At 70.4% G+C, this 15,456-nt stretch carries 11 protein-coding genes; all 11 read left to right on the top strand.

The window, feature by feature from the left end:
- The first annotated feature begins 41 nt into the window (after window positions 1–41).
- A complete protein-coding gene (locus IE153_RS02250; RefSeq protein WP_189587928.1) occupies window positions 42–1,367 on the top strand; it encodes a PLP-dependent aminotransferase family protein in 1,326 nt (441 codons plus the stop codon).
- A gap of 10 nt (window positions 1,368–1,377) precedes the next feature.
- Window positions 1,378–2,646 carry a PLP-dependent aminotransferase family protein gene (locus tag IE153_RS02245; RefSeq protein WP_189587926.1) on the top strand — a complete coding sequence of 423 codons (1,269 nt, stop codon included), beginning with the start codon at window positions 1,378–1,380 and terminating at the stop codon, window positions 2,644–2,646.
- Between the two features lie 81 nt (window positions 2,647–2,727).
- Window positions 2,728–3,552, top strand: coding sequence for a TauD/TfdA family dioxygenase (locus IE153_RS02240; RefSeq protein ID WP_189587924.1), 825 nt, complete (start codon window positions 2,728–2,730; stop codon window positions 3,550–3,552).
- On the top strand, window positions 3,549–4,244 hold the full coding sequence (locus tag IE153_RS02235) for a glycosyltransferase family protein (RefSeq protein ID WP_189587922.1): 696 nt from the start codon (window positions 3,549–3,551) through the stop codon (window positions 4,242–4,244). The genes IE153_RS02240 and IE153_RS02235 overlap by 4 nt, the downstream gene beginning before the upstream one ends.
- Entirely contained in the window at window positions 4,235–5,383 is a 1,149-nt protein-coding gene (locus IE153_RS02230) for a glycosyltransferase (RefSeq protein ID WP_189587920.1), read from the top strand. Before IE153_RS02235 ends, IE153_RS02230 begins: the two co-directional genes overlap by 10 nt.
- Window positions 5,380–6,654 (top strand): aminotransferase class III-fold pyridoxal phosphate-dependent enzyme, encoded by a 1,275-nt coding sequence (locus IE153_RS02225; protein WP_189587918.1) that lies wholly within the window; start codon window positions 5,380–5,382, stop codon window positions 6,652–6,654. Before IE153_RS02230 ends, IE153_RS02225 begins: the two co-directional genes overlap by 4 nt.
- A gap of 10 nt (window positions 6,655–6,664) precedes the next feature.
- Window positions 6,665–8,032, top strand: a complete 1,368-nt coding sequence (locus IE153_RS02220; protein WP_189587917.1) for a thymidine phosphorylase — start codon at window positions 6,665–6,667, stop codon at window positions 8,030–8,032.
- Entirely contained in the window at window positions 8,025–9,101 is a 1,077-nt protein-coding gene (locus IE153_RS02215) for an acyl-CoA synthetase family protein (RefSeq protein WP_189587915.1), read from the top strand. The genes IE153_RS02220 and IE153_RS02215 overlap by 8 nt, the downstream gene beginning before the upstream one ends.
- Window positions 9,101–10,579, top strand: a complete 1,479-nt coding sequence (locus IE153_RS02210; RefSeq protein WP_189587914.1) for a carboxylesterase family protein — start codon at window positions 9,101–9,103, stop codon at window positions 10,577–10,579. Before IE153_RS02215 ends, IE153_RS02210 begins: the two co-directional genes overlap by 1 nt.
- Window positions 10,580–10,599: 20 nt before the next feature.
- A complete protein-coding gene (locus IE153_RS02205) occupies window positions 10,600–14,310 on the top strand; it encodes an ABC transporter ATP-binding protein (protein ID WP_189587912.1) in 3,711 nt (1,236 codons plus the stop codon).
- The gene (locus IE153_RS02200) at window positions 14,307–15,341 is read left to right on the top strand and encodes an SGNH/GDSL hydrolase family protein (RefSeq protein ID WP_189587910.1); all 1,035 of its coding nucleotides are present in this window, start codon (window positions 14,307–14,309) and stop codon (window positions 15,339–15,341) included. Before IE153_RS02205 ends, IE153_RS02200 begins: the two co-directional genes overlap by 4 nt.
- Window positions 15,342–15,456 lie beyond the last annotated feature (115 nt).

Below are 15,456 nucleotides of genomic sequence, written 5' to 3'. Positions count from 1 at the left end.
AGCCGGGCCGCCCGGCGGCGCCGCAGCAGTGAGCGGCCCTCATGACGACGTGTGCGGAGGACATCGCGGCGGAGATCCGCGACGCCGAGTGCGTGGTCGCGTACCGGCGTCTGCGGAACGGGGTCAGCACCACGCGCCAGATCGGGTACGGCCGCAACATGTATCCGGCCGCGCCGGAGCTGGTGGCGCAGATCCGCGGACTGGTCACGGTGCTGTTCGCGCAGCAGCGCATGACGGACTACTCGACCGAGTTCGACGGCAGCGACCGGCAGCTGATCAGCGCGCTGGTCGGAACGTGGCTGGGTCGCCCGGACATCGAGCCGGAGGACGTGTTCGTCATGTCCGGGTCCACCGAGGCGATCAGCGTGGTCACCGGGTACCTCTCGGGGCGCGGGTACGGGTACGTACTGCCGCTGCCCTGCTACTACGCCTTCGAACAGTCCGCCCGGCGCTGGGGGATGCCGGTCCACGCCCACTACAACGGTGACGGCGCTCTGCACGTCACTCGGCCGGGCTCGCCGCAGGCCCTGGTCGACATCGTGCCGAACGGCGTGACCGGCCGGCGCTTCCGGCTGCCGGACGGTGCCGACGACGGCTTCCGGATCATCGACTCGGTGTTCCAGGTGTCCGCGGCGCCCGGACCCGGGACCGCAGTGGACGACCGGCATCTGCTCGACGCCGTCCGGGACGTCGATCTCGGCAGGGGCTGCGTCATGCTGACCGCGAGCAAGGACCTGTCGGTCCCCGGACTGCGCGCGGGCCTGCTGATCACCAAAGAGCCCGGCCTCAGGCGGTACCTGGAGGCGGACCGGTTCGAGCGCTGCTACTCGCTGAATCCGCTGTCCACCAGCGTGATCGCCCTGTACGTCGCGCTCATGTGCGCGCGGGCGTCGCGAGCGAGGGGCGTCGCGGCGCAGGAGTCCTCGCTGGTCCCACCCGAGGTCACGTCGAGTCGGCCTGCCACCGGCGACCCGCTCGAGCGGCTGCTGTGGCAGACGCCCGTCGTCGACGCCCTCGACCGCTACCTGATCGGTATGGCCCGCCACTACGAGACAGTCCTGCAGATCTACCAGGACCGGCTGGCCCCGCTGGGGATCGATGCCACCGCCCGGCGCCCGGAGACCGGCTACTCCCTGTTCCTTCCGCTGCCGGTACGGGTCGACGGGCCGGAGGGCGCCGTGCAGTGGTGCAACCGGGTCGGCCGGGAGAGGGGACTCAAGCTCAACCCGGCAGCGATCTTCGGGGGAAGCGACGAGCCGTGGACGGCCCTGTACGACAGCACGCGCCCGTGGGTGCGGTTCAACTGTTCGGTCGCGGAGCCGGATGCCCTCGGCACCGTGGACATCCTTGCAACGGCATTGAGGTGATGAGGTGACGATGGGGGCTGGTGGAAAGACGTCTGCGGACGCCGACCCGCTGATGCTGGTCAGGGCGATAGCCGACGCCGACCGGCGGGCGGCACACGCACTCAACCTCGTGCCCAGTGAGAACCGGATCTCGCCCTTGGCGTCGCTGCCACTGGCATCCGATTTCTACAACCGGTACTTCTTCAACACCGACGGCGATCCGCTGTTCTGGGAGTTCCGGGGCGGAGAGGACATCGCGCACATCGAGGCGCTCGGGGCCGCGGCGCTGCGACGGATGGCCTCGGCGCGCTTCTGCAACGTGCGCCCGATATCAGGCATGAGCGCGATGATCCTCACCGTCGCCGCCCTGTCGGGACCCGGATCGACCGTGGTGAGCGTCGACCAGAACTCCGGCGGCCACTACGCCACCCCGGCGCTGCTCGGCCGAATGGGCCGACGATCCCGATTGCTCCACTGCAAGGACGGGGAGGTCGACGAGTCGGAATTTGCGGAGGTGCTCGCACCCGGGGACGTGGAGCTCGTCTATGTGGACGTGCAGAACTGCGTCAGGGTGCCGGACTTCCGCCTGATGTCGGACGTCATCAGGGAGGTGAGCCCGGGCACGCGGCTGTACGTCGACGCCAGCCACTACCTGGGCCTCGTCCTCGGCGGTCTCTTGGACAACCCTCTGGACTGCGGGGCCGACGCCTACGGCGGATCGACCCACAAGTCGTTCCCCGGGCCCCACAAGGGAGTGATTTTCACCAACGCCGAGGACATCGACGAGAGTCTGCGATCGGCCCAGTTCGACCTGGTCAGCAGCCACCACTTCGCGGAGACGCTGGCGCTGTCCCTGGCGGCGCTGGAGGTCGAGGACCGGATGGGGGACTACGCCCGGGCGACGAACGACAACGCGCGACAACTCGCCGGCGCTCTGGCCGAAGCGGGATTCCGGGTCTACGGCGACAGCGGCACCGGATACACGGACACGCACCAGGTGTGGGTGGAACTGGACGGTGTGGCAGACGCCTACACGCTGTCGAACAGGCTGGCCGAGGTGGGTATCCGCGTCAACCTGCAGTCGTCGATGCCGGGGATGTCCGGCGTGCACCTGCGCCTCGGCTCGAACGAGGTCACCTTCGAGGGCGCGGGCCCGCAGGCGATTGAGGAACTCGCGGGCGCCCTGGTCACGGCGAGAGAGCGAGCGCTCGGACCGCACACCGTGAGTGAGATCCGCGGGCGGTTCGGGGCCCCCTTCTACACCGATCCGGAGAAGCTGAAAGTGGAGGCCGGGCTGTGAACATGCTGACCGAGTGTCCCCGCGGTCGTGCCGGGACGGGACGTGGCCGATCGCTGTCTTCGACATCCACGGGCGCGTGACATGCAACTGATGAAGTCGAGTTACACGGAGCTGACCGCTCGCGGGCATGTGACCGATCTGCTGAAGCCCGACGAGACCCTGGAGATGCTGGAGACCTACGGCTTCGCGGTGACGCAGAGCCCGTCGGTGACCGTGTCGACGGCGGACGCCCACCGCGAGATGGCCGCGATTCGTTCCGACTTCGGCCTGGGAGAGCCCTACGTCCCGCTGCTGTACCGGGACCGGGACGAGCCGATCGTCACCGAGGTGACCCGAAAGGGGGGCTCGGACCACCCGGTCTTCCACACCGGCGAGGCGCAGGGCTGGCACACCGACGGGCTCCTGGAGGACATCGGGACCATCAAGACGACCCTGCTGTACTGCGTGTCCCCGGCGCACCGGGGCGGCAGCACGTTCCTGCTCAATGCGGGACGCGTGTTCGACGAGCTGCGGGCGGAGGATCCCGAGGCGGCCGACGTGCTGCTGCAGGACACGATCCTCGGCCGGCGGTCGACGATTCCCGGCGTGGACCGAGAGGCCCTCGGGCCGGTGTTCCTCGAACTCGCCAGCGGCCACTACGCCACCCGGTACGGCGAGGGGCGGGTCGAGCGCTGGTATCCCAGGGACGCGGCCGAACAGCACGCGCTCGATCGCGCCCTGCGCTTCTTCCGCGCACGCCGGGACGACCCCGACGTACGCATCGACCTGCTCCTCCGGGCGGGTCAGTGCCTGATCTTCCGCAACGACGTGCTGGCCCACGGCCGGGAGAACTTCACCGACGACCCGCGGCATCCGCGACTGCTCCTGCGCAGCCTGCACACCAACGCGCCGAAGAAGACCTCATGAGGGCGTCCGTCATCATCGCCATGGCGGGCGAGGGCACGCGGTTCGGGGCCAGGTACCCGAAGGAACTGCACACCGTGAGCCCGCACCGCACCGTGCTGCACTGCTGCCTCGCACCCCTCACCGAACTCGATCCGACGCAGGTGCGCGTCATCGGCGTCGTCGGAGCGGGGCGGGCCGGGTCGATGGACGTGATCGAGAACGAACTGGGCAAGCCGGGCGCGGACGTGGTGTTCACCGTGCAGAACCCGCAGCGGCACGGGCCCGGTCTGGAGGGTGCCGTCCGTGCCGGCCTGCCGTTCTGCGAAGGGGTGACCGCCGTGGTGCTCGCGGATCAGATCTTCACCACCAGGAAGCCGGGGGACCTCACGAAAGCGGTCGATGCGGCGCAGCGGCACGGCCGGTCGGCGCTTGTGTATCCGACCACCGACCCCGAAGTGCTGCGCGCCGACGGCGCGGTGGCTTTCGACCGGCCGGCCGGTGTCATCACGGCGTGCGAGGAGAAACCGCAGAAGGACCTTGACAGGTTCGACGGGCTGTGGGTGGTCCCGATGGTCTCCCCCGAGTACCGGGAAAAGCTGCCGGCGATAGCCACCGATCCCACACCGGTGCTGTCCGGCGCGAAGTACGTCGAGGTCGAGAGCTACGTCAACGTGACGCGGCCGTCCGACGTCTGGGGCCTGCGATGCCCGTAGTGCTGATGGACTGCACCGGTCACCGCGTCGACTGGACGTCGCTCGGTGGGATCGGGCTGCGCGCGCGGGAACTCGCCGCGGAAATCTCGCGGGTCGCCGACGTCACCGTCTTCTCGCCGGGCTCCAGGCCCGAGAAGCTCGGCGCCGGTGTGCGGCTCGTGACCCGCGAGACGGAGTGGGCGGACGAACTGCGGCGAAGCGACCTGGTGTACTCCTTCGATTCGCCGTCCCCCGAGCGGCTGTCGGCCCTGGCCGACAGCGGCAGGCCGGTGATCGTGGAGAACGCCCCGCCCCTCGAACACGCGCTGTACCCCTCCCTGGTGCGGAACGCGAACCGCGAGGACGCCTACCGGCGCACGGTCGAGGCGTACCGGACCCAGCTGGCGACCGGCACGTTCTTCACGTGCCGGTCGGCCGTGGAACGGGCGACGCTGGTGGCGAACCTCTGTGTCACCGGGCGCGTCACGGTCGAGGCGATGCAGCCCTCGGGGACGCTCGATGCGCTGATCTCGACGATCCCCATCGGGTTCTCGGAGTCCGCCGCCACGCTGGCCCGGCGGGAACTCGGCCGCGCTGTCCAGGGGGAGACCTTCCGCGTGGCTTGGTCGGGTGGGCTGTGGACGTACCTCGATCCGGTCCTCGCACTGGACGCAGCACGGATCGCCCGCAGCCGCGGTGTGCCCCTGGAGCTCGAGTTCCTGTACGGCAGCGAGAACGCCGACAACGCGGCGGTGATGTCCGAACTGCTCGCCGCCGTCGAAAAATGGGGATGCGGCGACTTCGTGACGCTGCGCCGGGCCCCGCTCGGCCAAGCCGAGTACTTCCGGGTGCTGGCCGGGACGTCCGCACTGATGTGCATCGGCCGGCGCGGCGTCGAGAACGACACCTGCGTGCGGTTGCGGGCCAGGGACTCGAGGCTGTTCGGCCTCCCCACCGTCCTCGACCGGCACGGCCCGACCTTCGACGAGTTGACCAGGGACGGACTGGCTCACGGGGCGGACGACCCCGAGGAAGGGGCCGACGCCCTGGAGGCGATCCACCGCAACCGCGGGAACCGCGCTCCTCTCGACTCGTACTCGTACCGCCGTACCGCGCACGACCTGTGCACATGGATCGAGAAGGGGAGCTGGGGACGATGAATTCCGGGCAAGAGACAGCTTCAGCTCTTGGGCGCCCCTGGCGGGCTCCTCGCGATCACTCGGGCCCGACGTTCGTCACCGGGCGGGGCGCCCGGCTGGTCGACCGCAACGGCCACCGGGTGATCGACGCGACGTCGGGCGCGCTGAACGTGTTCTGCGGGCACGGGGTCGAGCCAGTGGTGGACGCCTATGTGTCACAGCTGCGGACACTGGCGCACGTCGACATGTCCCAGGGGCTCTCCGAGCCCGCCCACCTGCTCGCGGACCGGCTGCGGGAGATCCCGGGGCACGGCGGCGACCGCTTCTTCTTCGCCAACAGCGGCTCGGAGGCGATCGAACTCGCCGTCAAGATCTCCTCGCTGTACTGGTCCGCGGTCGACAGCCGACGGACGGAGATCGTCACCTTCGAGTCCGGCTACCACGGCTCGACCGCGCTGTGCCAGTCGCTGTCCGGCCTGCCACAGACCGGCATCACCCCGGACCGGTGCGGCGGGGGCGTCCACCATGTGGAGTTCGGCGAGTTCACCGGCGCCGGGCAGCGGTCGAGCGAGGCGCGGGAGCACATCGCCGTTCAGCTGCGCACGATCCTGGCCGGCTCGGCCGCGGGCACGGTGCTCGTGGAACCGTTCCTCAATGTCGGTGGCGGCATCCGGTTGCCCGAGGGAGTACTCGGAGACATCCGGCGCATCTGCGACGAGTACGGGGCGTTGCTCGTGCTGGACGAGGTGTTCACCGGCCTCGGCCGGACAGGGGCGTGGTTCGCGCAGGAGCATGAAGGCGTACGTCCCGACCTGACGGCCTTCAGCAAGGGCCTCACCAACGGCGTGTGCGCGTTGGCAGCCGTGGCGGTCGGCGACGGGGTGCTCGATCGGCTTGCCCCCGGGAGCATCGTGCCGTACGGCCACACCATGTCGGCCTCGGCCGCAGCCTGCGCGGCGGCGAGCGCGACGCTGGAGCACATGCGCGCGAGCGGGGCCGTCGCAGCGGCCCGCGCGATCGGCGGCAGACTGCTCAGCGCGCTCGGCCGGGAACTGCGCGGCGCGGACGGCGTACTCGACGTCCGCGGACACGGCCTGGCCCTGAGCGTCGAACTCGACAGCGCCGACATCGCCGACAGCGTCCAGCACGTGGCGTACGACCTCGGCGCGTACACACGGCAGCAGGGCAGAACCATCATGCTCGCGCCCCCCGCGTGTCTGAGCGGCGAGGAGGAGGACCGGCTCGCCGACCACGTGGTCACCGCGGTCCGCAAGGTGGTCGCCGCACGGTGAGGAGCCGACGATGAACGACGCAATCGGGGTTGACGACATTCTGGAGCACATCGAGCGGCTCCGTCACGGCGAGACGCTCACCACGGAGCGGGCGTCCGCGGTTCTCGACGCGTACCGGAGCGGCAGGCTGGCCGACTACCAGCTCACCGCCTGGCTGGCGACCCTCGCGGGCCGAGGGCTGCGCTTCGCGGAGATCGTCGACTTGACCAGGGCGTATCTCGGACCGGCCCGAGGAGAGGGCGCCGTCCCCCGCGACGGGCGGACCGTCGTGGACAAGCACAGCACGGGCGGCGTCGGCGACAAGACGACGTTGATCGTGGTGCCTCTGGTGGCCGCGCTCGGAGTCCGGGTGTGCAAGCTGAGCGGTCGCGGGCTCGGAATCGCCGGGGGCACCATCGACAAGCTCGAGAGCGTACCGGGGCTCAAGCTGGAGTTCACCGCGTCGGAGCTGGCCACGCGGCTCGCCGCGGACGACATCGTCATCGGGTCCTTCTCCGGCGCACTCGTACCCGGTGACACCGCGACCTACGACCTCCGGTCGGTCAGCGGATGCGTCCGGTCGGCACCACTGATCGCCGCGAGCATCGTCAGCAAGAAGGTGGCGGTCAACGCCGACGCGGTCGTCTTCGACGTCAGGTACGGTGCCGGGGCCCTGCTTGCCGACCGTGAGTCGGCGCGCCGGCTGGCGGGACTGCTGGTCCGGCTCGGCGGCGCGTTCGGGCTGCGATGCCGGGCAGTGCTGAGCGACGGTTCCGTCCCCCTGGGCACGGCCGTCGGCAACGCGGCGGAGATCGACGAGGCGATCGGGTTCCTGCGCGGCACCGGTGACCGCAGGCTGAGGGCGGAGTGCGAGGCCCTCGCCGTCGAGATGGTCCGCGTCTCGGAACCGGACGAACCCGAGCAACGGATCCGTGAACGGCTTCGGTCGGCCATCGATTCCGGGGCCGCGTTGTCGATGCTCGTCCGGATGCTGGAGGCGCAGGGCGGCGACACCGGGCCGGTGCTCGGCGGAGGCGGATACTGCAGGCCGAAAGCGCGCACTTCGGTCCGCGCGCAGGGCACCGGGTGGATCACGGACATCTCCTCGCTGGACATCGGCCGGGCCGCGTTGAAGCTGGGCGCGGGCAAGGTGAGCGCCGACGACGTCATCGACCCCCACGCCGGGATCCGGCTCACCCGGCACCTCGGAGAGCACGTGGCCGAGGGCGACGTCATCGCCGAGGTGTTCCACGACGGGCGGGACAGCGGCGACGCGGTGGCGCTGGTGTCCCGGGCCTTCTCCATCGGCCGGCAGGAGGACTGCCGGGTGCCGGGCGAACCGGAGCCGGTGTCCGAAGGGGACGTCCACCCCCAGGAAACGGGGATGGTCCATGTCTAGGTCCACGTCCAGTGGGATCATCGCGCCCGCGTCCGAACAGCAAGTGCGGCAGCACCTGTCGGAGATGCTCCGCTGGCACTTCGACAAGGGGACGGGGTCGCGGTTCTGGGTCGAGCACCGCGACGCGCTGCCCTTCGACCCGGTCGCCGACATCCACACCTTCGACGATCTGGGGCGGTTCCCGTCCCGGGTGAACGAGCTGCGCGAGACACGCGTCGAGGACCTGGTGCCAAGGGGACTGGCCCACGAACCCCCGCCCTGCGTGGTGGAGTCCGGCGGAACGACCGGCAGTCCGAAGCGGGCCGTCCTGTCGGACATCCGCATGGAGCAGTTGGTCGACATGTACTGCGCGTACGTGCCGGAGGCGGCGGGACACACCATGCTGTCGTTGTTCCCGACCGGCCCTCATCTCGCGGGGAACTGGCAGCGACGGTGGGCGCACCGGCTGCGCGTGCTCTACCTCCAAGTGGACATCGACCCGCGGTGGGTGAAGTCCGGGATCGGCACGGAACTCCAGGAGCGCTATGCGCAGCACGTCCTGGCACAGGCCCGGGACGTGCTCCGGACACAGCACGTCGGTCACCTGTTGGTGACCCCTCCGCTGCTTCGCCGGATCGCACGGTCGCAGGAGCTGGCGGAACTGGTGCGTGCCACGGTACGGGTCATCACCTGGGGCGGCGCCCGCATGACGCGGGAGGAACTGTACGAGTACGCGCACCTGATGTTCCCCGGCACGGCCTTCGTGGCCACCTACGCGAGTTCGATCACGGGCACCCGGGCACTGCTCAGGCGATCGACGGATTCCGACGATCTCCCGGTGTTCGACCCGGTCGGCCCCGAGCTGTTCGTCCGCGTCGTCGACCCGGACACGCGCGCGCCCGTGCCGTACGGCGCCCGGGGGCAGGTGCTGATGCACACGGTCACGCGGGACATGTTCCTGCCGAACAACCTGGAACGGGACCTGGCCGTGCGCGTGTCCCGGAGCGAGGACTGGCTCGGCGACTCACTCGCGGACGTCGTCCCGCTGTCGGAGTTCGAAGGCAGTCGCGTAGTCGAGGGGATCTACTGATGGCGAACGCCCGAGGCGGACAGAAGGTCCCCGTCGTGCGGACGACCACGGCCGGCAAGGTCGGCGGGGTGCAGTACCGGCCGTCCGGCTTCGCCGTGTGGCGGGGCATTCCCTACGGCGCGCTCCCGGCCGGCGGCGGCCGGTTCGCCGGCCCGGTACGGCCACGACCCTGGGACCGCGTACGGCCGGCGCTGCGCCACGGCAGCATGTCCTGGCAGCTCCCGCCGGTCTACGACAAGGCCTCCGACGTCATGCGGGAGTTCGACTTCGCCCACACCGCCGACCCGGAGCACGAAGACTGCCTGAACCTCAACGTGTACACACCCGACCCCGGACGCACCGGCCTTCCCGTTCTCGTCTGGTTCCACCCGGGCATGCAGGTCGCCGGCTCGGGAAACATGCCCGGCAGGCGCCCGGAGGTGCTCAGCCGCAACCACGGCGTCGTGGTGGTCACCATGAACTTCCGGCTGGGCTGCTGGGGGCATCTCTTCCTGGACGACCTGCTCGGACGGGACAGCGCCAACCTCAGGTTGCGGGACCAACTCCTCGCGCTGACCTGGGTGAAGGAGAACATCGCGGCCTTCGGCGGCGATGACACCAATGTCACGGTGTTCGGGGAATCCGCGGGAGCGCGCAACATCGGGTCCCTCCTGGGGTGCACGGCCGCCGACGGCCTCTTCGAACGGGCCGCGATGTACAGCGGCGGCTGTGACAACGTGGTGCCGAGGGACGAGGCGACCGAGTTCGCCCGGGAGTTCCTCGACTGCGCCGGGCTGACCGAAGACCCCGAGCGGATCCTCTCCGTCCCGAACGTGCACCTCAAGGTGGCGCACGAACGCCTGCTCAGACGCCGCGAGATCGTGCACTACCGGGATGTGGTGGACGGCGTACATCTGCCCCGCTCCCCGGCGGAGGCCATCGGGGCGGGCACGGCCTCCGGCAAGATCGACCTTCTGGTGTCCAACACCGCGAACGAAGCCGGTCTGTGGGACCGCCTGATGCCGGGCGGAGCGCGCGTGGTGGCACAGGGAGCGAGGGCCGGGGCAGCACGCATCGCGCGGTACGGAACCGACCTTGAGCGGTTCATCAACGAGGAGCTGTTCCTGCGCCCGGCCCGCGACCTGCTCCGGGCGAAGGCCACGGCGGGTGGCGGCCGGTGCTGGTACCAGGTGTACGACTACGTCCCCTCGGACCACAACTTCGCCGACGCGGAGCGCGCGCTGCACGGCATGGACCTCGCGTCCCTGCTGCTCGACATCTCCGCACCCGGCACCGCGTCCGAGACCGACGTCGCCGTCGCCCGCACCGTCCAGTCGGCGCTCGTGGACTTCGCGAGCGGGCGGACCCCGACGACCGGTGGCCTCACATGGCCCCCGTACGAGACGGGCACGGAGCGGCTCGTCCGCATCCGGCGGACGCCGAGCGTGGACACCGCGGCCTGGCCGCTGGACGACGACACCGCGGCAGCGGGCCGGTAGAGAAGCGAGGACCACGGGTGGTGGGCACGGAACTGCGGGCGTCGCCGTCATGGGCGGTACGGCTGATCATGTCGTGGGCGGCCGACCGGCGGGCGGCGGTCGGCGCCCTGACGCTCGCACTGGCCGGTGTCGGGATAGACCTCGCCACGCCGCTGGTGATCAGGTCCATGGTCGACGGACTGACCGCCGGTCGGCCGGTCGCCACCGGCGCGCTCGTCCTGCTCACGGTCGGCGCCCTCCTCAGGTTCGCCGCCCAGTTCGGTCAGCGCGTGACGGCGAGCCGTCTGGCGAACCGGGTGCAGCACGACCTGCGCGTGGCGCTGCTGTCCTCGGTGTGCCGCCACTCCGGCGAACGGCAGGACGCCGTGCGGCGCGGTGAGGTGGTCTCCAGGTCGATCGCCGATCTGCAGGTGGTCCAGTCGCTGCTCGCACTGGCCCCCCAGGCCGCTGCCGCGGTGCTGCATGTCGTGATCCAGATGCTGATCATGTTCACCCTCTCCCCGGTGCTCGCCCTGGCCACGCTGGTCACCATCCCCCTCGCGGGCGCGCTCGTGGTCCGCTCCCGTCGGCGGATCTACGCGGCCACGTGGCTCTCCCAGCAGGCGACGGCCGACCTGACCTCGTTCACCGGGGAGGCGATAGCCGGACTTCCCGTCACCAAGGTCTTCGGGCGGGAGGAGTTGATCGAGCGACGCTTTCTGGGCCTGGCTCGCGACCTGTACGGGGAGCGCCAGCGGGTCGCCCGGCTCAACGCCGCGTTCAGCCCAGGCCTGGCGGTGCTGCCGCAGTTGGCGCTCGTCCTGGTCATCGGGGTCGGCGGGACGATGACCCTGCGCGGTGAGATCAGCGTCGGCACGTTCATCGTGTTCGCCACCTACCTGCTCACCATGACCGGACTCGTCCGGCTGCTGGCCGGGGTGGTCTCCGCGATCGCGCTCGCCAGGTCGTCCGTCGAGCGGATCCACGCGATCACCGGCAGCGGCGAGCATCCGCCGGATGCGGCCGGCCCCGGTTCCCGGACGAGCCGCGGCGAGGGACTCGGCGTGCTGCTGTCCGACGTCGAGCTGACACTCGGGCCGGACGCGCGGGACGTGCTGCGGGGGGTGAGCATCGAGGTCGCGCCGGGAGAGTGCCTCGGTGTCGCAGGCAAGGCCGGCTCCGGGAAGTCGGTCCTCGGACTTGTGCTCCAGGGGCAGTACCGGCCCACTGCGGGACGCGTCGAACTCGTCGACGGTTTCGGCGACTTCGGCGAAAGAGCCGGGGCCGGGACGGCACGCTTCGGCGACCCGGACGTGGTGCTGGTGACGGAGGAACCGTTCTTGTTCTCCGGCACCATCCGGGACAACGTCCTCCTCGGCCGGGGGTTCGACGCGGACCGGTATGCGTCGGCGCTCACCGACGCGGCCGTGGACACGATGCTCGAGCGCATGACGGAGGGGGACCGGACCTCCGTGGGTGAGGGCGGAGCCAGGCTCTCCGGCGGTGAGCGACAGCGGATCGCGCTCGCCCGGGCGTTGTACAACTCTCCGGGGCTGCTGGTGCTCGACGACGCCACGTCCGCCCTGGACACCCTGACCGAGGCGCGGGTGTTCGACGCGCTGCGGCGGCGGCTCGGGCACGGCTGCACCATGGTCGTGACCGGCCGGCGGCGCGCCGTGCTGTCCCTCGCCGACCGGATCGCCGTCGTCGAGGGCGGCCGCGTCGTCGAGCAGGGCGACGCCGCGGAACTCCTGCGCGGCTCCGTGCGGTTGAAGACCCTGATCGGTGAGGAGACACCGACTCCCACGCTGGGCGCCGACGAGGTCGAGAGCAGCGAGCCGGATGTGCGCGAGACGCTTCCTCCGGACGCCGGCCGCGCCGGGGCGGGGGCCGGTGAGGACGATCCGGCGGCGGCGCTCGCGACATACGTCACCGAGCTGCCTCCGGTCGTCGACGAGCCCGAGCGCGCCGATGTCGAAGGCGGTCGGCAGAGCGGCCCGTTCGGCCTGCGCAAGGCGCTGCGGCCGGTCCGGTCGGCGGCCGTCACGGCACTCGCCTGCATCGGGATCGAGGTCGTCGCGGCCGTGGCGCTTCCGGCGGTGGCGCGGGCCGTCCTCGGGCGCTCGACGGACGGTGACGCCACGGCTGTCGCGCTGCTGTTCGTGCTCGGTCTCGCGATCACCGCGATGAGCTGGATCGCAGGGTGGGGGACCGTTCGCGCGACCACGCGGGTGTGCGACCGGGTGCTGTTCGCCGTCCGCCTGCGGTGTTTCCGCCACATCCAGCGTCTTCCCCTGGGCTATGTGGACCGAGTGCGGTCGGGGAATCTGCTGACCCGGATGACGGCGGACGTCGACTCGCTGTCCGCGTTCCTGCAGTCCGGTCTGCTGTCCCTGATCGTCAACCTGCAGCTGATGCTCGGCGTCGCTGTGGTGGTGGTGCTGTTGGCGCCGGGCTACTGGCCGGTCCTGGCAGCGGTGGCCGGGCTGGTGCTCGCCGGGGCTGTCGCGTTCCGGCGGATCGTCACCCGGTCGTACCCGAGGGCGAGGGAACTTCTCGCCACTGTCAACGCCGACCTGCACGAGAAGGTGCACGGGGTGCGCACAGCACAGATCTTCCGCTGCACCGACCGGATCATCGCCGAGTTCGCGCAGAAGTCGGCGGCCTACCGCGACGAGCGCCAGGCGGGACATCGCGCGGCGGCCTGGTTCTTCCCCCTGGTCGCACTGACCATCGACATGGCGTTGATCTGCGTGCTGCTGCCGACCACCGTGGACGGACTGCCCTGGGCGGTCGGTGACGACGGGGGGACGATCGCCGCGCTCATCCTGTACCTGTCCATGATGTACTACCCGATCCAGCAGATGGCCACGGTCTACGACAGTGCCCGGCAAGCCGGGGTGGGGCTCCAGCGCATCAACGGCCTGCTGTCGGAACCTACGGAGGAGGCGCTCGACGGCGCGCCGGCGGGCATGCCGGGCGCCGGAGGTGCCATCCGGTTCGACCGGGTCGGTTTCACCTACCGCCGGGACGCCCCGTACTCCCTCCTGGACGTCGTTCTCGACATCCGTCCGGGGCAGTCCGTCGCCGTCGTCGGACCCACGGGTGCCGGGAAGTCGACGATCGTCAAGCTGCTGGCACGCTTCTACCGACCGCAGAGGGGGGCCATCCGCGTCGACGGCGTGGACGTCGCCACGATTCCGCTGCGCGACTACCGTCGGCGGACCGCCCTCGTGCCGCAGGAGGCACATCTGTTCAGCGGCTCCGTCGGTGAGAACATCGCGTTCGGCCGTCCGGGCGTGTCCCGGGCGGAGATCATGCGGGCGGTCCGCTCGTTCGGCGCGTCGCAGATGATCACCTCCCTGCCCGGCGGTCTGGACTACGACGTCGGACCCCGAGGATCGGCGTTGTCCGCGGGCCAGCGGCAGGTGGTCGCCCTGCTGCGGGCGATCGTGTCGGATCCGGACCTCCTTCTGCTGGACGAGGCCACCTGCGCGCTCGACCTGGAGTCGGAGCGGAGCATCGTCAACGCGCTGCGTGAGGGCGGCGGAGGGCGCAAGACCGTCGTGGTCGCGCATCGGCTCGCCACCGCCGCTCAGGCCGACGTCATCGCCGTCGTCGAACGGGGCCGGCTGCTGGAGTCCGGCGGCCACGAGGCCCTGCTGAGGTCGGACGGACTCTACGCGGACCTGTGGGCCGCCTCCGTACACGACGGAGCAACGAGCAACCGAGGACAAGGAGACAGAGCGTGAAGTCTTTGACATGCGGCGAAGAATTCAGGTTCAACGGGGCGGTCTCGTTGCAGGAGGGCGAGAACTGGCTCGCGCCGTGGCGGGTTCCGTTCGACGAGGCCCGCCTGTATTTCCCGGAGGGCGGCATCGGGCGGGCCGCCATGCCGTCCGGGGTGTCCGTCGCGCTGGTGACGGATGCCGCGCGCATCGAAATGGACTACCTGTGTTCACGGTGCCCGGACAACATCATCGAACTCGCCGAGGACGTCGAGCAGTTGGAGTCCGTCGACGTGGTGGTGAACGGGCGCCGCCTCGGCCGGCGTGCGCTGTCCGCCCTCAAGACCCAGGAGACCCTGCGACTGGACCTCGGCAACGAGGACGGCGGCGACCGGCTGGTCGAGATCTGGCTGCCGCTCTACGCCCAGTTCCGGTTGATCGACCTGCGGATCGAGAAGAGCGCGACCGCGTCATCGCCGGTCCCGAACCCGAAACGGTGGGTGCACTACGGCGGCTCCCTGTCGCAGGGCATGGGGGCGGACTCGCCGCTCACCAACTATGTCCAGTCGAGCCGGTGGCGCGACGACCTCGACCTGGTGTCGGTGGCGCGCGGCAAGGGCACGCACATGGAACCGCTGTTCGCGGATCTGATCGCCGACCTGCGGCCGCGGTACGTGACGATGGCGGTCGGCGGGATGATCTACCTCACCGGGTCCCTGAACCAGTACACCTACCTCACCAACATGCTCGGGTTCGTGAAACGCGTCATCGATGCCGTGCCCGACAGCGAGGTGGTCGTGATCGTCCCGCCCATGAGCCCCCGGTACCGCGACCTGAAGGGCCCCGGCGGGATGACCGCGGCGGAGATGGTCGAGATGCACGACGCCACCGTGGAGACGGTGATGAAGTGGGGCGACAAGAGGGTCCACCGAGTGCGCCAGTGGGCGGACGTCGGCGAATCCGACTTCCTCGCCGACGGCATCCACCTGACGTCGAGCGCGCACCGCCGGTACGGGGAGTACCTGGCGCACGGGATCCGGGAGTGCGTCGGATAGCTCCTCGGCCCTCGACGGACCACCACATGCGGCGGCGCGGGCCACACGTGCATGCCACCGGCCCCATATGACGACATCCCCTGAAAGTGACGACACCCGCAGAGAAGGAGAAACG

The organism is Streptomyces massasporeus, assembly GCF_014648995.1.
GTDB classification, from domain to species: domain Bacteria; phylum Actinomycetota; class Actinomycetes; order Streptomycetales; family Streptomycetaceae; genus Streptomyces; species Streptomyces massasporeus.
The sequence above is the reverse complement of the archived record's forward strand: the minus strand, read 5'-3'. Positions and strand labels throughout refer to the sequence as shown.